Origin of the sequence: Pseudomaricurvus sp. HS19 (assembly GCF_009857815.1) — a bacterium.
GTDB lineage: Bacteria > Pseudomonadota > Gammaproteobacteria > Pseudomonadales > Cellvibrionaceae > Pseudomaricurvus.
Map to the genome: position 1 here is coordinate 132,979 of NZ_WVVW01000011.1, position 24,068 is coordinate 157,046.

Annotated in this window: 25 protein-coding genes; 16 read left to right on the forward strand and 9 right to left on the reverse strand. The window is 60.1% G+C overall.

Going from position 1 to position 24,068, the window contains the following annotated elements:
- Positions 1–17: 17 nt before the first annotated feature.
- The 3 genes from lptA to GSF27_RS14725 are packed head-to-tail and all read right to left on the reverse strand — an operon-like array spanning position 18 to position 2,101.
- Positions 18–530: a lipopolysaccharide transport periplasmic protein LptA gene (gene lptA, locus GSF27_RS14715; RefSeq protein ID WP_160970480.1), complete on the reverse strand. Its 513-nt coding sequence runs from the start codon at positions 528–530 to the stop codon at positions 18–20.
- The gene (gene lptC, locus GSF27_RS14720) at positions 517–1,104 is read right to left on the reverse strand and encodes an LPS export ABC transporter periplasmic protein LptC (RefSeq protein ID WP_160970482.1); all 588 of its coding nucleotides are present in this window, start codon (positions 1,102–1,104) and stop codon (positions 517–519) included. Before lptC ends, lptA begins: the two co-directional genes overlap by 14 nt.
- Before the next feature lie 13 nt (positions 1,105–1,117).
- On the reverse strand, positions 1,118–2,101 hold the full coding sequence (locus GSF27_RS14725) for a KpsF/GutQ family sugar-phosphate isomerase (protein ID WP_160970484.1): 984 nt from the start codon (positions 2,099–2,101) through the stop codon (positions 1,118–1,120).
- Positions 2,102–2,354: 253 nt separating this feature from the next.
- Here GSF27_RS14725 and GSF27_RS14730 point away from each other — a divergent pair, with 253 nt between their 5' ends.
- The 5 genes from GSF27_RS14730 (at position 2,355) to hisD (ending at position 6,729) form a co-directional block, all read left to right on the forward strand.
- Positions 2,355–3,011, forward strand: coding sequence for a phospholipid-binding protein MlaC (locus GSF27_RS14730; RefSeq protein ID WP_160970486.1), 657 nt, complete (start codon positions 2,355–2,357; stop codon positions 3,009–3,011).
- A gap of 132 nt (positions 3,012–3,143) precedes the next feature.
- Positions 3,144–3,383: a BolA family protein gene (locus GSF27_RS14735; protein WP_160970488.1), complete on the forward strand. Its 240-nt coding sequence runs from the start codon at positions 3,144–3,146 to the stop codon at positions 3,381–3,383.
- Positions 3,384–3,439: 56 nt separating this feature from the next.
- The gene (gene murA, locus GSF27_RS14740) at positions 3,440–4,702 is read left to right on the forward strand and encodes a UDP-N-acetylglucosamine 1-carboxyvinyltransferase (protein WP_160970490.1); all 1,263 of its coding nucleotides are present in this window, start codon (positions 3,440–3,442) and stop codon (positions 4,700–4,702) included.
- Positions 4,703–4,763: 61 nt separating this feature from the next.
- Positions 4,764–5,381 carry an ATP phosphoribosyltransferase gene (hisG, locus tag GSF27_RS14745; RefSeq protein WP_202410484.1) on the forward strand — a complete coding sequence of 206 codons (618 nt, stop codon included), beginning with the start codon at positions 4,764–4,766 and terminating at the stop codon, positions 5,379–5,381.
- A gap of 37 nt (positions 5,382–5,418) precedes the next feature.
- Positions 5,419–6,729, forward strand: coding sequence for a histidinol dehydrogenase (hisD, locus tag GSF27_RS14750; RefSeq protein ID WP_160970494.1), 1,311 nt, complete (start codon positions 5,419–5,421; stop codon positions 6,727–6,729).
- Between the two features lie 59 nt (positions 6,730–6,788).
- Here the strand turns inward: hisD and GSF27_RS14755 are convergent, their stop codons facing one another.
- Both GSF27_RS14755 and GSF27_RS14760 read right to left on the reverse strand, forming a co-directional pair.
- Positions 6,789–7,940 carry a trypsin-like peptidase domain-containing protein gene (locus GSF27_RS14755; RefSeq protein WP_160970496.1) on the reverse strand — a complete coding sequence of 384 codons (1,152 nt, stop codon included), beginning with the start codon at positions 7,938–7,940 and terminating at the stop codon, positions 6,789–6,791.
- Positions 7,941–7,996: 56 nt separating this feature from the next.
- On the reverse strand, positions 7,997–8,476 hold the full coding sequence (locus GSF27_RS14760) for a YhcB family protein (RefSeq protein ID WP_160970498.1): 480 nt from the start codon (positions 8,474–8,476) through the stop codon (positions 7,997–7,999).
- A gap of 168 nt (positions 8,477–8,644) precedes the next feature.
- Between GSF27_RS14760 and GSF27_RS14765 the strand changes: the two genes are divergently transcribed.
- The 8 genes from GSF27_RS14765 (at position 8,645) to GSF27_RS14800 (ending at position 15,912) form a co-directional block, all read left to right on the forward strand.
- Positions 8,645–9,340, forward strand: a complete 696-nt coding sequence (locus GSF27_RS14765; protein ID WP_160970500.1) for an alpha/beta hydrolase — start codon at positions 8,645–8,647, stop codon at positions 9,338–9,340.
- Between the two features lie 100 nt (positions 9,341–9,440).
- A complete protein-coding gene (gene zapE, locus GSF27_RS14770) occupies positions 9,441–10,571 on the forward strand; it encodes a cell division protein ZapE (protein WP_160970502.1) in 1,131 nt (376 codons plus the stop codon).
- A gap of 211 nt (positions 10,572–10,782) precedes the next feature.
- A complete protein-coding gene (gene rplM, locus GSF27_RS14775; protein WP_160970504.1) occupies positions 10,783–11,211 on the forward strand; it encodes a 50S ribosomal protein L13 in 429 nt (142 codons plus the stop codon).
- Between the two features lie 17 nt (positions 11,212–11,228).
- Complete coding sequence (gene rpsI, locus GSF27_RS14780; RefSeq protein ID WP_160970506.1) at positions 11,229–11,621, forward strand: 30S ribosomal protein S9; 393 nt, start codon at positions 11,229–11,231, stop codon at positions 11,619–11,621.
- A gap of 288 nt (positions 11,622–11,909) precedes the next feature.
- Entirely contained in the window at positions 11,910–12,509 is a 600-nt protein-coding gene (gene petA / locus GSF27_RS14785; protein WP_160970508.1) for a ubiquinol-cytochrome c reductase iron-sulfur subunit, read from the forward strand.
- Positions 12,510–12,511: 2 nt separating this feature from the next.
- Positions 12,512–14,734, forward strand: coding sequence for a ubiquinol-cytochrome c reductase (locus GSF27_RS14790; RefSeq protein WP_160970510.1), 2,223 nt, complete (start codon positions 12,512–12,514; stop codon positions 14,732–14,734).
- A 90-nt stretch (positions 14,735–14,824) separates the two neighbouring features.
- Positions 14,825–15,457 (forward strand): stringent starvation protein SspA, encoded by a 633-nt coding sequence (gene sspA / locus GSF27_RS14795; RefSeq protein ID WP_160970512.1) that lies wholly within the window; start codon positions 14,825–14,827, stop codon positions 15,455–15,457.
- A gap of 41 nt (positions 15,458–15,498) precedes the next feature.
- Positions 15,499–15,912: a ClpXP protease specificity-enhancing factor gene (locus GSF27_RS14800; RefSeq protein ID WP_160970514.1), complete on the forward strand. Its 414-nt coding sequence runs from the start codon at positions 15,499–15,501 to the stop codon at positions 15,910–15,912.
- Positions 15,913–16,061: 149 nt separating this feature from the next.
- On the opposite strand, the gene cysK is transcribed toward GSF27_RS14800, so the two are convergent.
- The 4 genes from cysK to leuS form a co-directional block, all read right to left on the reverse strand.
- Entirely contained in the window at positions 16,062–17,030 is a 969-nt protein-coding gene (gene cysK / locus GSF27_RS14805) for a cysteine synthase A (protein WP_160970516.1), read from the reverse strand.
- A gap of 101 nt (positions 17,031–17,131) precedes the next feature.
- A complete protein-coding gene (gene holA / locus GSF27_RS14810; protein ID WP_160970518.1) occupies positions 17,132–18,184 on the reverse strand; it encodes a DNA polymerase III subunit delta in 1,053 nt (350 codons plus the stop codon).
- The gene (gene lptE / locus GSF27_RS14815; protein WP_160970520.1) at positions 18,165–18,701 is read right to left on the reverse strand and encodes an LPS assembly lipoprotein LptE; all 537 of its coding nucleotides are present in this window, start codon (positions 18,699–18,701) and stop codon (positions 18,165–18,167) included. Before lptE ends, holA begins: the two co-directional genes overlap by 20 nt.
- 40 nt (positions 18,702–18,741) lie before the next feature.
- Complete coding sequence (leuS, locus tag GSF27_RS14820) at positions 18,742–21,354, reverse strand: leucine--tRNA ligase (protein ID WP_160970522.1); 2,613 nt, start codon at positions 21,352–21,354, stop codon at positions 18,742–18,744.
- 217 nt (positions 21,355–21,571) lie between these two features.
- Between leuS and GSF27_RS14825 the strand changes: the two genes are divergently transcribed.
- The 3 genes from GSF27_RS14825 to GSF27_RS14835 all read left to right on the forward strand — a co-directional run bounded on the left by GSF27_RS14825 (position 21,572) and on the right by GSF27_RS14835 (position 24,028).
- Complete coding sequence (locus GSF27_RS14825) at positions 21,572–22,345, forward strand: YdcF family protein (protein WP_160970524.1); 774 nt, start codon at positions 21,572–21,574, stop codon at positions 22,343–22,345.
- 194 nt (positions 22,346–22,539) lie between these two features.
- A complete protein-coding gene (locus tag GSF27_RS14830; protein ID WP_160970526.1) occupies positions 22,540–23,442 on the forward strand; it encodes a hypothetical protein in 903 nt (300 codons plus the stop codon).
- A gap of 178 nt (positions 23,443–23,620) precedes the next feature.
- On the forward strand, positions 23,621–24,028 hold the full coding sequence (locus tag GSF27_RS14835; protein ID WP_160970528.1) for a hypothetical protein: 408 nt from the start codon (positions 23,621–23,623) through the stop codon (positions 24,026–24,028).
- Positions 24,029–24,068 lie beyond the last annotated feature (40 nt).

Here is a 24,068-nt window from a genome sequence, read left to right on the forward strand (position 1 = left end):
ATCCCTGGGGTGTCGGTTCAGTTGCGTTTGGGCTGAATAACAATGTGTACGCGCTCGCCTTCAGTAGTGTTGTTACCTTCGGCGGTAGCGACAGACTCTTTGATGTTGTAGTCGATGCGCTGCCCGGACATGGATGTGCCGTCCGCCTGTGTCAGCGAGGCGTTGGTGGTCAGGTGCAGCATATCGTTGCTGATCAGGTATTCAATGCGTTCACCCCTGGCGGTGACTACCTGCTTATCCGGTGCCGGTTGCTGCTGGTAGTGGGCGGGAGTGCCGGTGGCGATGATGCGGTCCACCTCGTTGTTGACCGAGTGGATCACCACCTTGTCAGCCAGTATGCGCATGCTGCCCTGATCCATCTGCACGGCGCCACTGTAGATGGTGGTGCCGGCTTTCTCGTTGCGCTCTGCCCGGTCCGAGCTGATGTAAATAGGTTGCTCCCGATCGCTGGCTAACGCCCACAGGGAATTGCTGGCAGTGGCGCCCAATGCGCACAAAAGTACACCGCACAGCATTTTACTGAATTTCATGTCTGCCTCGGACTCGCGATAAAAGTTTGATCAGATCCTGTTGCAACATCGCCTGCATGCCGACGGCTTCGGTGGTATTGCCGGGGGCGCTTAGCTTAACAGCTTTGTCGGTCTCGGCGTATTGCTGCCCGGGTTTTACGACCAGTCGGGTAGTGGTGAGTTCCGAGCGTTCGCCGGTGGCGGTGACCTGCCAGATGCGCACGTCACCGCGCAGCTCAATCCACTGGCCATTCTCCCGCGCGGTTCCCTCTTTGGCGGAGAGGTGCCAGGGTGGCTTGTTGTCAGAGTAGAGGGTCAGGCGTGGCTCCGTGAGCTCCGCGTAGTCATCGGGTGTGCGCCGTTTCGGGTGCATCTGGAAGTAGCGCGATTCGCTGGCGCTGAATTCCGAGTGCAGGGCCCCGGCCTCGTCGAAGTGGCGGTCGCTGAGGTTATAGGCGATGTTGGCGGGATAGCTGCTGGGGGCGGCATCTGCGGGGTCTTCGCCCAGCAGGTTCTGCGGCGGGGTGTCCCACAGCAGAATGGCCGCCAGTACCAGGCCGCCAACAATCAGGGGGGTGAGCCAGTTCTTCAGCATAGGGGTTGCGGGCTCAGATCACGCCGGCGCGCAGAATGTCGTGCATGTGAATGAGCCCGATAACGTGTTTGTCGTTATCTTCTACCACCAGTGCCGTGATCTTGCGCTCTTCCATAATGCCCAGTGCTTCGGCTGCCAGTGTGTTGCCGTTGACGGTTCTGGGGTTGGCGGACATGACGTCAGTAATCAGGGCGGTGCTCAGGTCGAGGCCATGATCCACGGAGCGGCGCAGGTCGCCATCAGTGAAGACACCCAGCAGCTGGTTGTCGGTATCGATAATGGTGGTCATACCAAAGCCTTTGGTGGTCATCTCCACCAGCGCCTGTGACAGCGGTGTGGTTGCGGCTACCCGCGGCACTTCGCTGTCCTTGTGCATAATGTCTTCCACTTTCAGCAGCAGTTTGCGGCCCAGTGCCCCGCCGGGGTGGGAAAAGGCGAAGTCCTCGGCGGTGAAGCCGCGAGCTTCCAGCAGGGCCACCGCCAGGGCGTCGCCCATGGCCAGGGTAACGGTGGTGCTGGTGGTGGGGGCCAGGTTGAGCGGGCAGGCTTCGGTCTCGATACTGATGTCCAGCTGCGCACTGGCGGCCAGTGCCAGCGGCGAGTCCGCTTTGCCGGTCATGCTGATCAGGGGTATGCCCATGCGCTTGAGCAGCGGCAGCAGGGTGACCACCTCGGCGGAGGAGCCGGAGTTGGAGATGCCGATGACCACGTCGTCACGGGTGATCATGCCCAGGTCACCATGGCTGGCTTCCCCGGGGTGCACAAAGAAGGAAGGAGTGCCGGTGCTGGCCAGCGTGGCTGCGATCTTGTTGCCAATGTGGCCGGATTTACCCATGCCGGTGACGATGGTGCGGCCACGGCAGTTGAGGATCAATTCGCAGGCTTTGATGAACTGGGCATCAATGCGCGGCGTCAGCGCCTGCACAGCCTCAGCTTCCAGGCGCAGGGTGCGCTGGCCGGACTGGATCAGTTGTTCAGGATTGAGGGGCTTTTGCATGATCTGTTCCGCTGCTTCTGTTGTTCTGTGCGTGGCGACGGGTGGCCGCAGGAGGCGGAATAGTAGCTGATGTTGGCAGGCAACAACAGTCGCCGGTCTGCTTGTTCAGCAGGCGTTCACCCTAGGCTGATGGTATAGTAGCCGCTTCTCTGGTTGGTGGGGGCAAATAGCGCCCACGCCGACGATTATAGTTATAACAGGGCAGTGTTGATAAACGGGGCAGCGGCAGCTGCTGCCGTTGTGGAGAGAGTGAATGCAGGTTTTTAAGAGATTGAGTGTGGTGTCTGGCATGGTGCGGCCCGGGGCTGCGGTGCGGGGATTGGCGCTGGTGCTGGCACTGCTGGCGCTGTCGGTGCAGGCCCGGGCAGAGGAGCTCGGGGCGCCGCAACAGGTGGTGGCGGAAGTCACCGAGCAGGTGTTGGCGGTAGTGCGGGAACAGGGTGCGAAGCTGGACAGTGAGCCAGAGGCCTTTTTCGCCGCGATTGAAGAGGTGTTGGCGCCGGTGGTGGCGTTTGACTTTATTGCCCGCGGGGTGATGGGTAACTATGCGAAAGAGGCGTCAGAGGAGCAGCGCAAGCGTTTCAGTGAAGTGTTCCAGCAGGATCTGGTCAGCACTTATGCCCGTGGACTGGCCATCTACAGTGCCAATCCCATTACCGTGGATCCGGGCTCCGATGCGCAGCAGGGGCAGCGCCGGGTGAGTGTGATCCAGCGGGTGAAAACCGACGCCGGTGAGCACGTGCTGGCTTACACCATGGGTCTGGATCGCAATGACAACCGCTGGAAGCTGCTGAATGTGGTGATCAACGGGGTGAATCTGGGCAATACCTTCCGCTCCCAGTTTGCCCAGGCGATGCAGAAGAGCGGTGACCTGGACAGTGTTATCGAGGGCTGGGGCCGCAACGGCTGAGCCGCCGGCACCCGTGCTGCCTGGAAGGCCGGTTGAGGGTGCGCCCGCCGGCCTTTTTCATTACACTAGCGCCCTTTTTCAGAATTCACCCTGCCGGCCCCGCAGCCGGGGGCTATTATCCAGGAGAGGCGTATGCAACCCGAACAGATTCAGGCGCTGCTGCAGGCACAGATCGCGGACAGCCAGGTGCAGGTCAGCATCGATGGCAGCCACGTCAATGTGGTGGTGGTCAGCCCGGCATTTGAGGGGCTGACTCCGGTTAAAAAGCAGCAGCTGGTTTATGCTGTGTTGTCCGAGCAGATCGCCAGTGGCGTCATTCACGCCGTGCACATGAAAACCTATACCCCCGCGCAGTGGGCTGCAGCACAGTAATTCCATTGCCGTCGGGTACCCAGCGGCACTCAACATAAGAAGGTCAGATCCTCTCAATGGATAAATTAATCATCACTGGTGGTCGCGCGCTGTCCGGCGAAATCCGTATTTCCGGCTCCAAGAACTCGGGGCTGCCCATTCTGGCGGCCACGCTGCTGGCGGATGAGCCGGTGCACATCTGCAACCTGCCGCACCTGAACGACATTACCACCATGCTGACACTGCTGCGCTGTATGGGCGTTGGAGTCACCATTGATGAGCGTATGTGCGTCGAAGTTGATGCCTCCCTGATCAATGATTTCACCGCTCCCTATGAGCTGGTGAAGACCATGCGTGCCTCCATTCTGGTGCTGGGGCCGATGCTCTCCCGCTTCGGGGTGGCCAATGTCTCCTTCCCGGGTGGTTGTGCTATCGGTAGCCGGCCGGTGGATATTCACCTGCGTGGCCTGGAGGCCATGGGGGCCGAGATCGAGGTTGATGGTGGCTATATCCGTGCCCGCAGCAACGGCCGCCTGAAGGGCGCCCATATCTTTATGGATACCGTCACCGTAGGTGGTACCGAAAACCTGCTGATGGCGGCGGCGCTGGCACAGGGCACGACTATTCTTGAAAATGCGGCCCGTGAACCGGAGGTGGTGGACCTGGCCAACTTCCTGGTGGCCATGGGGGCACAGATTGAAGGTATTGGCTCCGATACCCTCACCATTCACGGGGTAGAGCGTCTCACCGGTTGTACCTATCCGGTTATGCCGGATCGTATTGAAACCGGCACCTTCCTCACGGCTGCCGCTGCCGCCCGCGGTCGCGTACTGCTGAAAGACACTGACCAGCACATGCTGGAGGCGGTGTTGCTGAAGCTGGAAGAGGCGGGCGCCTTTATCAATACCGGTAAGGACTGGATTGAGCTTGATATGAAGGGCAATCGCCCCAAAGCGGTGAACCTGAAAACCGCTCCCTATCCGGCTTTCCCCACGGACATGCAGTCGCAGTTCACCGCCATGAATGCGGTGGCTGAAGGCACGGGTACGGTGATCGAGACCATCTTTGAAAACCGTCTCATCCAGATTCACGAGCTCAATCGCATGGGCGCCAGCATCAAGCTGGAGGGCAATACCGCGATTGTCACCGGTGTGGAGCGGCTGAAAGGGGCGCCGGTAATGGCCTCCGACCTGCGCGCGTCTGCCAGTCTGGTGATTGCCGGGCTGGTCGCAGATGGCGAGACGGTGGTGGACCGCATCTACCACATCGACCGCGGCTACGAATGTATCGAAGAGAAACTGCAGCTGCTGGGTGCCAACATTCGCCGGGTGCCCTCCTGACACTGGCCTGACGGGGCCGGTTATTAACTGAACTGAAAGACTGAAGATCATGCCTCAATCCCTGTTGACCATTGCGCTGACCAAAGGGCGCATTCTGAAAGAGACTCTGCCGTTGCTGGCCAAGGCCGGCATTGAGCCGCTGGAAGACATCAGCAGCAGTCGCAAGCTGATCTTCCCCACCACCCAGGACGATGTGCGCCTGCTGGTGTTGCGCGGCAGCGATGTGCCCACCTACGTCACCTTTGGGTCGGCTGATATGGGGATTGCCGGCAAGGACACCCTGATGGAGAGTGGCAGCGACGAACTGTACGAGCCGCTGGACCTGGGTATTGCCCGCTGCCGCCTGATGACCGCCGCAGTGAAAGGCAGCAAGACCCCGGAAGGGCGTATTCGTGTCGCCACCAAGTACGTCAATGTGGCCAAGCGTTACTATGCGGCCCTTGGGCGTCAGGCGGACATTATCAAGCTCTACGGTGCCATGGAGCTGGCTCCCATCATGGAGTTGGCGGACGAGATTGTGGATATCGTGGATACCGGCAACACCCTCAAGGCCAATGGCCTGGAACCCCGCGAGCACATTGCCGACATCAGCTCCCGCCTGGTGGTGAACAAGGCTTCCATGAAAATGAAGCACGAAAAGATTCAGGCGGTCATCGACGCCATTGCCACCGCCGTGTGATGCCGCGGTACCCGCGGATTTGAAGTAGAGAGACGTTATGACTGCTACCACGCCCATTGCCCGCCTGGACGCCAGTGCCGACAACTTTGAACAGCAATTGCAGCAGTTGCTGGCTTGGGAGGCGGTGTCTGACCAGTCAGTGGCCCAGTCAGTGGCCGATATCCTCGCCGCCGTGCGCCAGCGGGGCGATGCCGCAGTGCTGGAGTTCACCAACCGCTTTGACGGCCTGCAGGTCGGGGATATGAATGAGTTGGTGGTGCCGCAGGCGCGACTGCAGCAGGCGCTGGAGAGTATCAGTACCGAGCAGCGCCAGGCGCTGGAGCAGGCGGCGGAGCGGGTGCGTCGCTACCATGAACACCAGCGCCAGGAGTCCTGGCAGTACACCGAGGCGGACGGCACGGTGCTGGGGCAGCAGGTGGTGGCCATGGACCGGGTGGGGTTGTATGTGCCTGGCGGCAAGGCCTCCTATCCCTCGTCTGTGCTGATGAACGCCCTGCCGGCCAAGGTGGCGGGTGTGGGTGAGATTATTATGGTGGTACCCACGCCGCGGGGCGAAGTGAACGATGTGGTGTTTGCGGCGGCGGCCATTGCCGGTGTGGACAAGGTGATTACCATCGGTGGCGCCCAGGCGGTGGCGGCACTGGCCTATGGCACGGAGGCCGTGCCCAAGGTGGACAAGATTGTCGGTCCCGGCAATATCTATGTGGCCACAGCCAAGCGCGCTGTGTTCGGTGAGGTGGCTATCGACATGATTGCCGGGCCGTCGGAAATCCTGGTGGTCTGTGACGGCAAGACCGATCCCGACTGGATTGCCATGGATCTCTTCTCCCAGGCGGAGCATGACGAGCAGGCACAGTCCATCCTGGTATCTCCCGATGCGGAATTCCTGCAGCGGGTGCAGGAGAGTATCGATCGGCTGCTGCCGACCCTGGCCCGTGAGGCCATCGCCCGTCAGTCCCTGAGCGACCGCGGGGCGTTTGTTCTGGTGAGGGATATGGAGCAGGCCATTGAAGTGGCCAATCGTATTGCGCCGGAGCACCTGGAGCTGTCAGTGGGTGCGCCGGAGCAGTACCTGCCGCAGATTCGCCACGCCGGCGCTATCTTCCTGGGGCGTCACACACCGGAGGCCCTGGGCGACTACTGTGCCGGGCCTAACCACGTGTTGCCCACCTCGGGTACCGCCCGTTTCTCCTCGCCGCTGGGGGTGTATGACTTCCAGAAGCGCAGCTCCATTATCAACTGTTCCCCGGAAGGCGCGTCCGTCCTCGCACGGGTGGCTTCGGTGCTGGCCCGCAGCGAGTCGCTGGAAGCTCACGCCCGCTCGGCTGAATACCGCATCAAGGATTAAGGCTGCTGCAGAGGGGCTGGCCATCATGAGGGGCCGGCCTTGTAGCCGGCCACGGGCCCCTATTGCGGGGTCGGCTTGGTGCCCAGTACGGCATTCACAACCTGTTGTTTTCCGTTGCGGATAATCCCCAGCTCCACCGGGTCGCCGGGATGCCCCTGGGCCACCTGGTGCATGCTCAGGCGACCATCGATAACCAGGGTGTCGTTGATACGCAGGATGATATCCCCCGGGCGCAGCCCTGCCTGATGGGCGGGCCCCTGATTGTAGATGGCGGTTATGATGACGCCGTTGCTTTCGCTGAGACCAAAGGATTGCGCCAGCTCCGGTGACATCTGTTGTGCTTCAATTCCCAGCCAGCCCCTGACAACCTTGCCGTAACTGACCAGATCGTGCATCACCTTGATGGCGGTATCGGCCGGGATGGCAAAGCCAATTCCCACCGAAAAGCCGGTTCTGTCGAGGATGGCGGTGTTGATGCCCAGCAGCTTGCCGTCGGCATCGATCAGTGCGCCGCCGGAGTTGCCGGGGTTGATGGCGGCGTCGGTCTGCAGGTAGTTCTCGTAAGTGTTGATGCCGAGCCCATAGCGGCCGGTGGCACTGATAATGCCCTGGGTGACGGTCTGGCCAACTCCGAACGGGTTGCCGATGGCCAGCACCACATCGCCGATGCGGGCGTTGGCGGGGTCACCCACCTGGATTGCCTGCAGCTTTTTCAGTTCTATCTTGAGTACCGCCAGATCGCTCTCCGGGTCGGTTCCCACCAGTTTGGCCTGGGCTTCGCGGCCATCCTGCAGCAGCACCAGAATTTCGTCGGCGGCGTCAATGACATGGTTGTTGGTGAGCAGGTAGCCGTCATTGCTGATGATCACCCCCGAGCCCAGGGCCGACTGCATACGCTCTTGTTGGGGCAGATCCGAATTGTTGAAAAAGTGCCGGAACAGCGGGTCGTCCAGCATGGGGTGACGGCGTCTTTTCAGGGTTTTGCGGGTATAGATGTTGACCACCGAGGGGGCGGCATTGTGGACTGCGTCGGCGTAGGAGCGGGGCTCGGTAATGGCCTGGCCGGATTGTGTTGCCGGTGTGGCGAGCGCCGGTTGTTCGTTGTTGCTGCCACTGTCAGGCAGGCGCAGCCAAAGGATAATGCACAGGCCCAGCAGCGTGCCGGTCGCCAGGGGCCAGGCCCAATAGCTGTGGGATTTTCGGGGTGACATGAAGAGCCTTGTCTGGGGGTGGTTAGGGGCGTGTTTCCTGGCGGCCGGGGCGGGAATCAGCTGCGCGGTGGTTCCGGATCCTGGTTGGAATCGTCCTGGCGCAGGTCGAAGTCCTCGCTCAGCTGGCCTTTGGCACCGGGCTCCCGTGGCGCCCAGTCTCGGGGCGCCTCAATGCTGTTGTCACCGTCATCGTTGGCCTGGGTGTTGTGGGACAGCAATTTGCCATCGGCGGCGTCGATCAGCTGGCGGCTGATGTCCGGGTTAGTCAGCTTCAGGGCGCTGCTGGCCAGGTGTTCGTGGACCTCCTTATAGCTGTGGGTGAGGCGGTTCACCAGCTGTGAGGTCTCCATGAAATGCTCGGTCACTTCCTGCTGGTAGTTGCGCAGCTTTTCTTCGGTGTTTTGCAGGCGCTGTTCCAGCTCTTTGCTCTGCTGCTGTTGTTGCGGATTCATGCCTTTGACCGCCAGTGCGCCTATGGCACAGCCAACCAGCAGGGTGATCACAGCGATAATGATAAGAGTAGTGAGACTGAACACGTTGCGCTCCTGAGTCGGCGGCCGGAGGTAAGTCGGGGCCAGTTGCAGACGGCTCCCACCTCAAGATGGTGTTTTGGTATTATAAACAGCTTCTTAGTTACTTTGCTCCTGTTTGGCGGATGAGTCCGACCAAGGTCGGGTTGCATTGTTGTCGGTCGGGAAAAGGACATGAGTAATCAGGAACCCTCCACTACGCTCCCAGCCCCCTTTGCCGGGCGCGATGCGCCTGTTTGGCTGCCCGGCGGTGCCGGAATAATTGAGGCCCGTATCAGTGAGCCGGCGACGGCCGGTGCGTTGGCGGGGCAGGCGCTGGTGGCCGTGGTGTGTCATCCCCATTCGCTGCACGGTGGCAGCATGGACAATAAGGTGGTCACCACGCTGGCGCGCGGTTATCGCGACCTGGGGGTGCCGGTGTTGCGCTTCAATTTCCGCGGTGTGGGTGCCAGTGCCGGCCAGTTCGATAACGGCGCCGGTGAGAGTGAGGATCTGTTGCAGGTGGTGGCGTGGGTGCGCCAGTGCTATCCGCAGGCGCGGCTACTGCTGGCGGGCTTCTCCTTTGGTTCGGCGGTGGCCGCCCGCGCCAGTCATCAGCTTGACGGGTTGTTGCAACACCTGGTGCTGGTGGCGCCGCCGGTGGAGCGCTATCCCTACGATCAGGCTGGTCGCTTCTGTGCGCCGCTGACAGTGGTCATGGGAGATCAGGATGAGCTGGTGGATGCGGCTGGTGTCTATCGCTGGGTGGAGGAGTTGCAGAGTGAAGTGACACTGTTGCGCTACCCGGAGATGACCCACTTTTTCCATGGTGGCCTGGGTCCGCTGCGGCAGGACCTGATGCAGGCCGTGGCGCAGCACTGCCCTGACTAACGGGTGAAAACAGTCGATTTACCGTATTAACCTTGTCTGTCCGGCAGTGCGCCGCTAGAGTGTGCGCCGCGCCGGAATGCTGTCTGTAAGAGTTATCGCTATGCCTCAACAAGCCTCTGCTACCCCCCTGGAACGCTATCACAATGATCTGCAGCGGGAAGGATTTCGTCACGACCCGGCGCAAGAGATGGCGGTGCGCCACCTGCAGGATCTGTATGAGCGGCTGGTGGCCGATTGGCGGGCGGAGCAAAACCAGAAAGGACTGCTGGCGAAGCTGAAAGGGCTGGGGGGCAACAAGTCCCGTCCGCTGCAGCGCGGGCTCTATTTCTGGGGCGGGGTAGGGCGCGGCAAGACCTACCTGATGGACAATTTCTTCGAGAGCCTGCCCTTTCCGCAGAAGATGCGTGCCCACTTCCACCGCTTTATGCGCCGTGTGCACCAGGAGCTGAAAACCCTGGGTGGTAAAAAGAACCCGCTGGAGATTGTGGCCGACCGGCTGGCGGCAGAGGCGCGGGTGATCTGTTTTGACGAGTTCTTTGTGTCGGACATTACCGATGCCATGATTCTCGGCAATCTCATCCAGGCCCTGTTTGATCGCGGCGTCTCGCTGGTGGCCACCTCCAATATTGTGCCGGATGGCCTGTATAAGGACGGCTTGCAGCGGGCCCGTTTCCTGCCCGCCATCGCCATGCTCAATGAGCACACGCTGGTGGTGAATGTGGATGGCGGGGTGGATTACCGCCTGCGGGCACTGGAGCAGGCCGAGCTCTACCACTATCCGCTGGATGCGGCGGCCGATGCCAGCCTGCTGGCCAGCTTTGAAAGCCTGGTGCCGGATAAGCAGGAGATTCGTGCCGACGTGGAAATCGAGGTGGAGGGGCGTCCGATCCTGGCCCGCTTTGAGGCTGAAGATGTAGCCTGGTTTGACTTTAAGGCCTTGTGTGACGGACCGCGTTCGCAGAACGATTACATCGAACTGGCGAAAGAGTATCACGCGGTGCTGGTGGCCAATGTGCCTTGCCTGGGGCGTGATACCGACGATCAGGCGCGCCGCTTCATCAACCTGGTGGACGAGTTCTACGACCGCAACGTCAAATTGATTGTCTCCGCCGAGATGCCACTGGCGGAGATCTACGCCGGCGGCAAGCTCAATTTCGAATTTGAGCGCACCACCAGCCGCCTGCTGGAGATGCAGAGCAAAGAGTATCTGGCTGCCCCTCACCGCCCCTGAGGCGTTAGTTCGGGTGGCGGCCAGAAGGGTGGGGCATTCCTGACCGGGAACGCTGGGCCCTGTCCGGGAGAAGGCCCTAAGTGGCTCTGGCGCCAGCTTGCAAAGCCTGCCCAGTATCCGTATAATCCGCGCTCCCAATTTGTTGGGCAATATTTAGCTCGTCATCTTATTGACTTGTCGAAGATTTTTAACACGTCGAAGGCACTACAACATGAAGACATATACTGCCAAATCGGAATCAGTCCAGCGCGACTGGTACGTAATCGACGCAGAAGGCAAGACTCTGGGCCGCATGGCTGCCGAGATTGCGACCCGTCTGCGCGGTAAGCACAAGCCGGAATACACCCCACACGTGGATACCGGTGATTACATTGTTGTTATCAACGCCGCTAAAGTGGCTGTGACCGGCAACAAGGCCAAAGATAAAATGTATCACGCTCACACCGGCTTCCCCGGTGGCCTGAAGTCCATCAGCTTCGAAAAGCTGATCCAGAAGGCCCCTGAGCGCACCATTCAGAGCGCTGTGAAGGGCATGCTGCCCCGTGGTCCTCTGGGTCGCGCCATGTTCAAGAAGCTGAAAGTTTACCCAGGCGCCGAGCATCCACATGCGGCTCAGCAGCCTAAAGAACTGAACGTCTAATCAGGAGCGGATACAACATGGCAGCAACACAATACTACGGCACCGGTCGCCGTAAGACTTCCACCGCTCGCGTATTCATTACTCAGGGCACTGGCAATATCGTTGTTAACGACAAGTCTCTGGACGACTACTTCGGTCGTGAAGTGGCCCGCATGATCGTGCGTCAGCCTCTGGAGTTGGTGGATATGACTGAAAAGTTTGATGTAAAAGTAACCGTTAAAGGCGGTGGTAGCTTCGGTCAGGCGGGTGCTATCCGTCACGGCCTGACCCGTGCCCTGATGGAGTATGATGAGACCCTGCGTAAGTCTCTGCGTGCCGCTGGTTACGTTACCCGTGACGCCCGTGAGGTTGAGCGTAAGAAAGTGGGCCTGCGTAAAGCCCGTAAGAAGCCTCAGTTCTCCAAGCGTTAATTGGATTTGTGGCTGCTGTGTGGGCATTCATGTTCATCCTGCAGCGCACATAAAAGTTTTGCCCGGACTGGTTTCAGTCTGGGCTTTTTTTTGCCTGTTCCAGATCAAATACCCTTATATGACAAGTGGTTTTGCCTTGTCAGTCGGGGGTAACTTCTTTAATATGTGGCGATTTTTTAAAAACTGTCCGACTCAACCGTAAACCTTTGGAATTCAGTAAGTTACTGGATGTTTTCAGCGGTCTTACCGCGTTGGGCAACAGTAGCGCTGTAATGGGAGAAAGACGTCATGAGCAATGACGGAGTGAATAAAGGACGGCGCCGTTTCCTGACGGCAGCTACCTCCGTGGTAGGTGCTGCAGGTGCTGTGGGTGTGGCCGTTCCTTTTGTGGCTTCTTGGAATCCAAGTGCCAAGGCGAAAGCCGCAGGCGCCCCTGTAAAAGCTAACCTTGCCAAGATCGAGCCGGGCCAGATGGTGGTCGTCGAGTGGCGAGGCAAGCCGGTCTACGTGGTGCGCCGCACGCCGGAGATCCTGGCTAACCTGCCAAAAATGAACGACAAGCTGCGCGATCCCGAGGCTCTGGAGCTACAGCAGCCGGAGTACGTCAAGGGTATTGCCCGCAGTATTCCCGGTCATGAAGAGTTCCTGATCCTGCTGGGTCTGTGTACGCACCTGGGTTGTGCGCCGATGTTCCGCCCCGAAGTGGGTGCCGCGGATCTCGGTGGTGCCGAGTGGCTGGGAGGCTTCTTCTGTCCTTGTCACGGTTCCAAGTTCGACCTTGCCGGTCGCGTGCTGAAAGGCGTTCCCGCTCCGTTGAACCTTGAGGTTCCCCCGCATAAGTACGAAACCGACACCGTGGTTACCATCGGTGTGGATCAGGAGGCTTGAGCATGAATTGGATGACTAACCTGGTCAATTGGGTAGACGCTCGCCTGCCGATCGTGCGCACGTGGGAAACCCACATGAGCAAGTACTACGCGCCGAAGAACTTTAACTTCTGGTACTTCTTTGGTGTGCTCTCCATCCTGGTTCTGGTAAACCAGCTGCTGACCGGCATCTGGCTGACCATGAACTTTACCCCCAGCGCTGAAGAAGCGTTTGCGTCTGTTGAGTACATCATGCGCGACGTGGATTACGGCTGGCTGCTGCGTTACATGCACTCCACCGGGGCTTCGGCCTTCTTCGTGGTTGTCTACCTGCACATGTTCCGCGGCCTGCTGTACGGCTCCTACAAGGCGCCCCGCGAGCTGGTGTGGATCTTCGGTATGACCATCTACCTGGCGCTGATGGCAGAAGCCTTCATGGGCTACGTACTGCCCTGGGGTCAGATGTCCTACTGGGGCGCACAGGTGATCGTATCCCTGTTCGGTGCTATCCCGGTTGTGGGCGATGCGCTGGTTGAGTGGATCCGTGGTGACTTCCTGATTTCCGGTGCCACCCTGAACCGCTTCTTCTCCCTGCACGTGGTGGCCCTGCCTATCGTGATCCTGGCGCTGGTTGTGCTGCACATCCTGGCCCTGCACGAAGTGGGTTCCAACAACCCCGATGGTGTTGAGATCAAGAAGAACAAGGACGAAAACGGTATTCCTAAAGACGGCGTACCTTTCCACCCGTTCTACACCGTGCACGACCTGGTGGGTATCTGCGTCTTCCTGTTCGTATTCTGTTTTGTCATCTTCTTCCTGCCGGAAATGGGTGGCTTCTTCCTTGAGTACGCCAACTTTGAAGAGGCTAACGGCCTGAAGACTCCGCCGCACATTGCGCCGGTCTGGTACTTCACCCCGTTCTACGCTGTGCTGCGTGCGGTGACTTTCGACCTGGGTCCATTGAGCTCCAAGTTCCTTGGCCTGGTGGGCATGGGTGGTGCGATTGCGATCCTGTTTGTCCTGCCCTGGCTGGACAAGAGCCCGGTTAAGTCCATGCGTTACAAGGGCTTTATGCCACGCATATCGCTGATGGTGTTTGCAGCCATGTTCGTGGTGCTGGGTTACCTGGGTGTTAAGTCGCCAACTCCTGAGCGTACCATCCTGTCTCAGCTGGCAACCGTCTATTACTTTGCCTACTTCCTGCAGATGCCGATCTTCACTAATCCGCAGGGTAACAGCAAAGGTCCTGTGAGCATTGTGATCTCGCTGTTGCTGGGCTTCTGGTTGTTCTACATCACCTTCTTCACCGCGGTGGAGTACCACTCAATAGTACTGACTGGTTTCGGTGTGCTGCTGGCGCTGTTTGTTGCCGCCACTCCATGGCTGACTGCCAAAGACAGTGTTCAGCAAGAGCCAACCCGTACCCAGGCCAAGGGTCTGCCAGCGATGCTGGTATGGGGTGGTTTCCTGTTGTTCCTGGTGTTGACCATTGCGCCTATCAAGGCGGTAGCTGCAGGTGGTGCCTTTGAGTGTGGCGCTATCCCCTGTGATCACATGGAGCCGGACCTGAAGGACAAAGAGTCCCTGCAGCGCGGTGCCAAGTGGTTTGCCAACTACTGCATGGGTTGTCACTCGGCCAAGTTCTCCCGCTACGAGCGCGTAGCGGACGACCTGGGTATCCCCCATGACGTGATGATGGCGAACATGGTATTTGGCGATCAGAAAATCGGTGACCTGATGAAGATCCCGATGCAGCCGGCTGAATCCAAGGCCTGGTTCGGTGCTACCCCGCCGGACCTGACCCTGGTGGCCCGCTCCCGTTCGCCCGAGTGGCTCTACACCTACCTGCGTAACTTCTACAAGGATGACAGCCGTCCTACCGGGGTGAACAACAAGGTGTTCGACAAGGTGGCCATGCCGCACGTGATGCTGGAGCTGCAGGGTCTGCCTGAGTGTGCCCCGGGTCCTGTGCTGGATCACCACGGGCACATCAAGCGTGACACTGTTACCGGTGCCCCGATCGCCGATGCACCTTGTGGCAGCCTGAAGGTTGGCGCCGAGAAGGGCAGCATGAGCACTGAAGAGTTCGACGAGGCCGTCTATGACCTGGTGAACTTCCTCGAGTACGTGGCTGAGCCAATGGCCCTTGAGCGTGAGCGCCTGGGCATGTGGGTACTGCTGTTTATCGCGGTATTCTTCGTGTTTGTTTATCTGCTGAACCGCGAGTATTGGAGAGATATCCACTAAGACGCGGTACAACAGTTTTTCCGGGCGGGCTGCTTGTAAGGGCACCCCGCCCGTTTGTGTTTTAATTTTCCAGAGATTGAGGTGAGCCTAATGGGCGTTGTGGCCAAGCGTTCTTCCATGACCTACTTTTCCGATGCTGCGGATCACTACAGCCACCGCGTGCGCATCGTATTGGCAGAGAAGGGTGTATCTGTCGACATCATTGATGTGGACCCCAAAAACAAGCCTGAAGAGCTGGCTGAACTGAATCCCTACAATGCGCTGCCGACTCTGGTGGATCGTGATCTGTCGCTCTACGAAACCAAGGTGATGATGGAGTACCTGGACGAGCGCTTCCCGCACCCGCCCCTGCTGCCTGTCTACCCAGTTGCCCGCGCCCAGAGTCGTCTGTGGATGCATCGCATCGAGAAGGACTGGAGTCCGCTGGTGGATATCATTCTTGGTGGCAAGAACAAGGAAGCGGCCGCGAAAGCGCGCAAGGAGCTGAAGGACAGCCTGCTGACCATCGCCCCGATCTTCTCCGAGCTGCCTTTCTTTATGAGTGAAGAGTTCACCATCGTTGACTGCTGTCTGGCGCCGATCCTGTGGCGTCTGCAGGTGATGGAGATTGAACTGCCGAAAACCAAGCAGGCCAAGCCGCTGCAGGATTACATGGACCGTCTGTTTGCCCGTGAATCTTTCCAGGAAAGTCTCACTGAGATGGAAAAAGAGATGCGCCTCTAAGGGCGCATCGCTGTTATGAGCCGAATCAGGGAGTACCGCCCATGGGTATGACGTCCAGTCGCCCCTACATGATCCGCGCGTTGTATGAGTGGATCATCGACAACAACTGCACGCCCTACCTGTTGGTTGACGCTCACGCTCCCGGCGTGAAAGTGCCACTGCAGTACGTGAATAAAGATGGCCAGATCGTTCTTAATATCGCCCCCAGTGCGGTAATGGGGCTGGTTATCGAAAATGGCTCAGTGGCTTTTAATGCCCGCTTTGGCGGTATTCCCACCGATATCTTTGTGCCCTGCAGTGGTGTGCTCGGAATCTACGCCCGGGAGAACGGCCAGGGTATGATTTTCGAGCCGGAACCACACCCGGATCCGGATCCAACCGACCCGGAAACCGACGGTTCTGAGCCAGAATCAAAATCGGGCGCCAAGCGCCCGAGTCTGAAAGTCGTTAAGTAAAAAGCAGGACGCTGCGCTTCCAGGTCGCTTCGCTACTAGGCACTAGGAAAAGCAGGGGGGTACAATCCTGCAGCTCCTAGCTCCTAGCTCCTAGCTCCTAGCTCCTAGCTCCTAGCTCCTAGCTCCTAGCTCCTAGCTCCTAGCTCCTTTTACTGCTGCAACTCCTTCTCGCCAAACTCCCCGGCAAACAGCGGGCTGGAGAGATAGCGTTCGCCGGAGTCTGGCAGGATCACCACAATATTCTTACCGGCGTTTTCCGGCAGTTCAGCCTGGCGCAGTGCGGCGCACATGGCGGCACCGCTGGAGATGCCGGCCAGAATACCTTCTTCCCGCATCAGTCGGTGCGCCATGGCCATGGCCTCTTCATTGCCAATCTGTTCGGTGCCATCGATGATGGAGAGGTCCAGATTTTTGGGCACAAAGCCGGCACCGATACCCTGAATCTTGTGGGGGCTGTGGGTCAGTTCCTCACCGGCCAGGGTCTGGCGAATCAGCGGTGAAGACTCGGGTTCAACCGCTACCACCTTCACATTCAGCCCGGCGCTCTGCTTCAGGTAGCGACCGGTGCCGGAGATGGTACCGCCGGTACCGACGCCTGCCACCAGCACATCCACCTTGCCGTCCAGGTCCTTGTAGATCTCCGGGCCGGTGGTCTTTTCATGGATGGCCGGGTTGGCGGGGTTTTCAAACTGGCGTGGCATGAAGGTGTTGTCCGGGTCGGCCGCCACCAGCTCTTCCGCTTTGGCAATGGCCGCCTTGATGCCCAGTTCACCGGGGGTCAGTTCGAGGTTGGCACCCAGCGCCTTGATCAGCTGGCGACGCTCCAGGCTCATGGTGCTGGGCATGGTCAGGGTCAGCTTGTAGCCGCGGGCGGCACAGACGAAAGCCAGGGCGATACCGGTATTACCGCTGGTGGGTTCCACCACTTTCATGCCGGGCTTCAGCAGGCCGCGCTGCTCGGCGTCCCAGATCATGTTGGCGCCGATACGGCACTTGACGGAGAAGGCGGGATTGCGGGATTCCAGCTTGGCGTAGACGTTCTTGTCGGTCAGGTGGCGAACCCGGACCAGTGGCGTGTTGCCGATGCTCTCGGCATTGTCCTCAAATACGTGTGACATGGGGGCTCCTTGCGGGGTTAATGGTGCGCAACCCGGTAATTGTAGCGCCTGAAGCAGACGCGGGTGAAACCTTGTGTGCTTATGCCCCCGAAGAGGGCAGTCTACTGCAGGGAGAGGGCCAGCTTCTGGGAGGCGGGTGCGAGACTGAAAGTGCCGCTCAGGTTGAGGGTGAGGTCCATCAGTTCGTCCCAAGGGTCGGCATCGCGCAGTCCTTTGATGGATTTGTCGATGGCGTTGGCCTTGCGCAGCAGGGTGTTGAGCTGGGGCAGTCGCAGCCGTTGCAGGGCGCCGCGCACCAGTGGCTTGCGCTTGTCCCAGACGCCCTGTGACTGGGCGGCGCGATCAAAGGGCTGGCCCTGCTGTTGCTGCAGCAGGATCTGGTTGAGGGTGCGGATCTCCCGCGCCAGTGCCCACAGGATCACGGTGGCGTCGGTGCCTTCGCCGCGCAGCCCCTGCAAGGTGCGCACGGCGCCGCGTGCGTCGCCGTGCAGGGCGCGATCAATCAGGGAGAAAACGTCGTAACGGGCGCTGTCGGCGACGCTGCCGGCAACGGTTTCGGCGGTGATGAAATTGTCCGTGGCCAACAGCTTGAGCTTTTCAATCTCCTGCACCGCGGCCAGCAGGTTACCTTCGGTACGCGCAGCCAGCAGTTCTACGGCGTGGCGGTCGGCGCGCAGGCCGGCCTGTTGGATACGCTGCTCTATCCAGCGCGGCAGTTGGGGGCCGGCGATGGGCCATATCTGCACCACGTCACCGCAACTCTCGATGGCCTTGAACCACTTGCTGCGCTGGGCACTGCCGTCCAGTTTGGGGGTCACCACCAGCAGCAGGTTGTCTTCCGAGGGGTTGCTGCAGTATTCCAGCAGCGCCTTGCTGCCCTTGTCACCGGGCTTGCCGTTGTCGATGCGCAGTTCCAGGATTTTGCGTTCCGCAAACAGGGACAGGCTGTTGGCAGCGGTGAGCAGGCCTTCCCAGTCAAAACCGGCGTCAGCGTGATAGAGCTCGCGTTCGCTGAAACCGTTGGCGCGGGCCTGCTGCCGGATCTGGTCACAGGTTTCCTGGGCCAGCAGCGGCTCGTCGCCACACACCAGGTAGACTGGTGCCAGTTGGCGCTTCAGCGCGGCGGCCAGCTGGTCAGGGCGCAGCTTGGCCATCGTCGCCTGCTGCTGCAGTGGCCTGGCTGACAAATTGCAGCCGGCGGATAATCTGCTGGATCAGGTTGGCGCGCAGCTCGCGCTCAATCAGTTTCTCCTCTTCGGCGATGGCCACCACGGCGTTGCGATCGAAGTTGTAGGAGCGCAGCGCCATGGCTTCAGAGGTGGGGGCCAGCACCGTGCCGGCGCGGTCGGTGAGCAGGTAGTTCACACTCAGTGTCAGCTCATACTCCGAAGCCAGTGCCTCGTTGCCCACTGACACCACGCGACGATCACGCCGTTCCTTGCTCAGGCGAATCTGGTACTGGGCGCTGCCGGCGTCCTGACTGACGCTGACGTCGCTGGCTGTCAGTGCCCGGCGTAGTTCCGAGGCGAGTTCGCCGTGCTGGTTGTCAGCCTTGACGTAAACGCTGTCGATGGCCAGTTCTGCGGTGGTGCTGCCGCGCAGGTGCCAGCCACAGGCGCTCAGCAGGCTGGTGACCAGCAGCAGGCAGGTGGCGGCGATCAGCTGTTTCATAGAGTGTCCCTAAATTCCGCTGGGTAGAGTGGGTTGGCCGTTATTTCACCGCAAAGGTGACCAGCTTGCCAGGGACCACCTTGCACATCTTGATCTCCTTGCCCTCGATGAACTTCTGCACATTCTCGTTGGCTTTGGCGATGGCGATGATGCTCTCCTCGTCGGCGTTGGCTGCCACTTCGAGTTTGGCCCTTACCTTACCATTGATCTGTACCACCATCTCAATGGAGGTTTTCACCAGAGCGGCTTCGTCAACCTGTGGCCAGCCGGCATCCACCACGTTGTCGCCATTGCCCAGCTCCAGCCACAGGCTGTGGGCAATGTGGGGAACGATTGGTGCCAGCAGCAGGATGGCTGCCTGCAGCGCTTCACGTTCCACCGCCAATCCCTGGGCTGATTCGCGGTCGGCACCGCGGGTGATGTCGTTAAGCAGTTCCATCACGGCGGCCACGGCGGTGTTGAAAGTCTGGCGACGACCGTAATCGTCGCTTACCTTGGCGATGGTCTCGTGAGCCTTGCGGCGCAGGTCGCGTTGGGCATCGTTCAGTGCATCTGCATCCAGCGCGCCCGGTTGGCCGGCCAGCAGGTGGCCCTGCACGGTCTTCCACAGGCGGCGCAGGAAGCGGCTGGCGCCTTCCACGCCGGAGTCGCTCCACTCCAGGGTCTGCTCCGGCGGTGCGGCAAACATGGTGAACAGACGCACGGTGTCGGCGCCGTACTGGTCCACCGCGGTCTGCGGATCGATACCGTTGTTCTTGGATTTGGACATCTTGGTCATGCCGCCCATCTCCAGTTCACCGGCTTGCGGGTGAACCGCCTTGATCACCTTGCCCTTGTCGTCCTTCTCCAGCTGCACGTCGGCGGGGTTGAACCACGTCTTGCTGCCGTCGTCATTCTGCTTGTAGAAAGAGTCGGCCAGTACCATGCCCTGGCACAGCAGGCGCTTGAAGGGTTCATCGCTGGCGACCAGGCCTTCGTCGCGCATCAGCTTATGGAAGAAGCGGGCGTAGAGCAGGTGCAGGATGGCGTGTTCAATACCGCCCACATACTGATCCACCGGCAGCCAGTAGTTGGCGCGCTCCGGGTCCAGCATGCCCTGCTCAAAGTCGGGACAGGTGTAGCGGGCGTAGTACCAGCTGGACTCCATAAAGGTGTCGAAGGTGTCGGTCTCGTGCTCGGCACCGGCGGCGTACCAGTCGGCCTTGCGCCACTCGGGGTCGGACTTGATGGGGCTGCTGGTGCCGTCCATCACCACATCTTCCGGCAGCAGTACCGGCAGGCGCTCGGCCGGTACCGGAATCTCGCCGCCCTCGGGCAGGTTGAGCATGGGGATGGGGGCGCCCCAGTAACGCTGGCGGGAAACGCCCCAATCGCGCAGGCGGAAGTTGGTTTTTACGGAGCCTTTGCCGGCTTCCTGCAGGGCCTTGGCGATGGCGTCGAAGGCTTTCTTGAAATTGAGGCCGTCGAATGCGCCGGAGTTGACCAGCTGGATATCGGTCTTGCGGGCGTACCACTCCTGCCAGGCGCCGGTGTCAAAGGCATCGTCTTGCTTGTCGGTGCTGGCGATGACCTGCTTGATGGGCAGCTGGTATTTGCTGGCGAAGGCGAAGTCGCGCTCGTCGTGGGCCGGCACTGCCATTACCGCGCCGGAGCCGTAATCCATCAGCACGTAGTTGGCCACCCACACCGGGACCTCTTCGCCGGTCAACGGGTGTTTGGCGCGCAAGCCGGTGTCCATGCCCTTCTTTTCCATGGTGGCCATGTCGGCCTCGGCCACGGAGTTGGTTTTGCACTCCTGGATAAAGGCGGCCAGCCCGGTGTTGTCCGCTGCCAGTGCCAGGGAGATAGGATGCTCGGCCGCCAGACTCACATAGGTCACACCCATGAGGGTGTCGGGGCGGGTAGTGTAGACATCAAACGTGTTGTGACCGGCCACTTCGGTGGTAAGGTCGAAGGTCATCTCCACGCCCCTGGATTTGCCAATCCAGTTCTTCTGCATGGTTTTGACCTGCTCCGGCCAGTCGGGCAGCTGATCCAGACTCACCAGCAGCTCATTGGCGTAGTCGGTGATCTTGATAAACCACTGCGGGATCTCCTTGCGCTCTACCAGCGCACCGGAGCGCCAGCCACGGCCGTCGATGACCTGCTCGTTGGCCAGTACGGTCTGGTCAACCGGATCCCAGTTGACGGTAGCCATCTTCTTGTAGACCAGGCCTTTCTCGTACAGGCGGGTAAAGAACCACTGCTCCCACTTGTAGTAGTCGGGCTGGCAGGTGGCCAGTTCACGGCTCCAGTCAAAGCCGAAGCCGAGGCTCTTCAGCTGGCCCTTCATATACTCGACGTTGCTGTAGGTCCAGTTGGCCGGCGCGGTCTTGTGCTGGATGGCGGCGTTCTCCGCCGGCAGGCCGAAGGCGTCCCAGCCCATGGGATGCAGCACGTTCTTGCCCTGCATGCGCTGGTAGCGGGCGATCACATCGGTGATGGTGTAGTTGCGTACGTGCCCCATGTGCAGCTTGCCGCTGGGGTAGGGGAACATGGCGAGGCAGTAAAACTTCTCCCGCTGTGCATCTTCGCTGACGGCAAATGTGTTGTTCTGGTCCCAGTGCTGTTGCGCCTGGGCTTCAATGACCGATGGCTGGTATTGCTCTTCCATAGTCTCCGTGGACCTGTCAGGGGCACAGCGCACAAAGGCGCCGCGCGGGGGCTAATCTGGCTGCCGGGCCCGGGGCCCGCAAAGCCGCACATTATAGGGGTTGCGCCGCGAGAAAGCGATGCGCCCACCGGTCGCGACGTTTGCCGGGACGGTGTCGCCGGTGGCACTATGTGGGGCATTCGGGATGACTTATTTACGTGCCAGGAAGCCAGTCAACGTGCAGCTACACTATCTCCTTAAAACCCTGATTCTGCCGCCGGCATCCCTGTTTCTGCTGGCGCTCGCTGGCCTGCTGCTGTTGTGGCGCTGGCGCCGCCTGGGGGTAACCCTGCTGGCAGGTTCGTTGCTGGGCCTGTGGCTGCTGGCCACACCGCAGTTTTCCGGTTTTTTGCTGCGCCAGCTGTGGGATCAGTACCCGCCACTGGCGCAGGCCGGTGTGGATGAAGCGGGTGGCGCCCGGGCGATTGTGGTACTGGGGGGCGGGCAGAGAAACAGCGCCGGGGAGTTTGGCGGAGCCCCCACCATCAAGGCGATCTCGCTGGAGCGCCTGCGTTACGGGGCGTGGTTGCAGCGCCGCAGCGGGTTGCCGCTGCTGGTGACCGGCGGTCGGGTTTACAGCGCCATGGCCGAGAGCGAAGCGCAGATGATGGCGGCCATTGTGCAGCAGGAGTGGGGCGGTGGTGAGGTGTGGCAGGAAGATGGCAGCCGCACCACCTGGGAAAATGCTGCTAACGCGGCAACCTTGCTGCGGGCAAGGGGTATCAGCCACATCCTGCTGGTGACCCATAGCTGGCATATGCCGCGGGCGGCGTGGTCCTTTCGCCAGCAGGGGCTGGAGGTGATCCCGGCGGGAGTGGGTTATCCCGGCGTGGACAGCGCTTCTCTCAACCCGTGGCTGGAGTGGCTGCCCAGCGCCTCCGCGTTGACCAACAGTTATTATGCGTGCCATGAGTGGCTGGGATTGCTCACCTACCGTTGGCAGCATGGTTAGACTGCCCTCTATTGGTGCGCGAAAGGTGTTTGGTGCCCAACCTTTGTCCGGTTTGCCGGTAAGCTAATGGTGTCGGGCCTGTGACGCAGGCTCGCCACTGCCATATCGGAGGGCAGGGCCGGAGTTTGGGGTTGCTGGCACGGGCTTTGCTGAGGGGCTTCTGGGAGAGTGACAACAGAGGTAGCAAAGCGTTGATGGAAGCAAAGGCTGTGGTCGAAAATCACGAAAAATTACAGCTGGAGGCCATGACCCGAACCTATCGGGAGCGGCGTTCGGTACTGGTGCTGATGCGACAGCTCAATCGCCTGATCAGTGCTATTCAGCGACACCGGGGCGTGAGTCTTGCTCACCTGGCCGGTGACGGCCTGTTTATGGAAGATGTGCACCAGGTGCAGGCTCAGGTGGCCAAGCGCCTGTTGGTGCTGCGCAGCAGTGTCGACGACTTCGAAGCCCTGGTATCCACCCGGGAGCAGCAGAACATCCAGCACGGCTGGAATACCGTCACCCACGACTGGGAAGGGGACGCGCTGCTGGAAAACTTTGAATACCACTCCTTCCTCATTGATCAGTTGTTGCAACTGGATGTGGCCCTGGGGCGTCGTCTGGAGGAGCCCCTGCAGGTGGCTGCCGGTCTGCTGCAGCAGGAGCTGTATAAGGAGGATGACATCCTGCCGCTGGTCTGTCGTCGTATGCCGGAGCAGATCGAACAGCTGGCCCGCATCCGGGGTCTGGCCACCCACGCGGCGGTGGTGAACGAGTGTGATGGCGAGCATGACAAGAAGCTGCAGTACTGGCTGCAGTGTGCCGAACGCCAGAATCGCGAACTGATGCAGCAGATCGACACCCTCGAGGGCAACCTGAAAAGCAACTGGCGCACCCTGACCGAACTCAGGAACTATGAGCTGAAGCTGGCGTTTTTCCTCAATACCATCAAGAAGGACATTCTGCATGGCGACTGCCGCAAGGCCGACGCACGCCAGCTGTTTACCCTGGGCTCGGAGATTATTGAGGCCTATGTAGAGGCAGTGGATGGTGGTATTACCCTGCTGCATGTGCGACTGGAGGATGAGCTGGAATCCTGGCTCACTCAACTCTGACCTATGCAGTGGTGGCGCTTGGCTTGTGAGTGGTTGCAAACTCTGGAGAAGGCTCTGGCGTTGAAAGTTGCGCCTGTGCTAGAATCGCCCGGCGCTCACCGGTGCCTTGCTGGTGGCGCGATAATAATAACGAAACAATCGCAAACGATAATAAAAATAACGCTGTAGTTTAGTATCCATGAGTATGAATTTGACCATTGCACCGGACGTGGTGCACCTCCAGAACCGACTCGGCCGCCTGACGCCGGTCTCTCTCAACTGTTTTGTCTTTCGCGACCGCTATTGCGTCATTCTGCGCGCCAGTCGTGAATTTCCCTCCCGCCAGCTCAGCAACAGTGCCGAACACCTGGCGCACCAGATAGTAGTACGCCTGGGCGTCGCACCGGAGCAGGTAGACTTCTTTCAGTGGCAGCCGGGCGATCACCCGGAGTGGCTGCGCTGGGGCTTCCAGTGGGTGGGCATGTCACCCCTGAAGGGGCGCTGTGAGGCGGTGAGTGCGGGGCTGTTTGACAGTTACCTGCGTCCGCTGCAGATGCAGGGTCTCGGCTTTTCCCTGCTGCGGGGCGAAGAGTCAGCTGTCGCCTGATTCGTTTCCCTGCTGTTGATAGTTCCTGCTGTTGATAGCT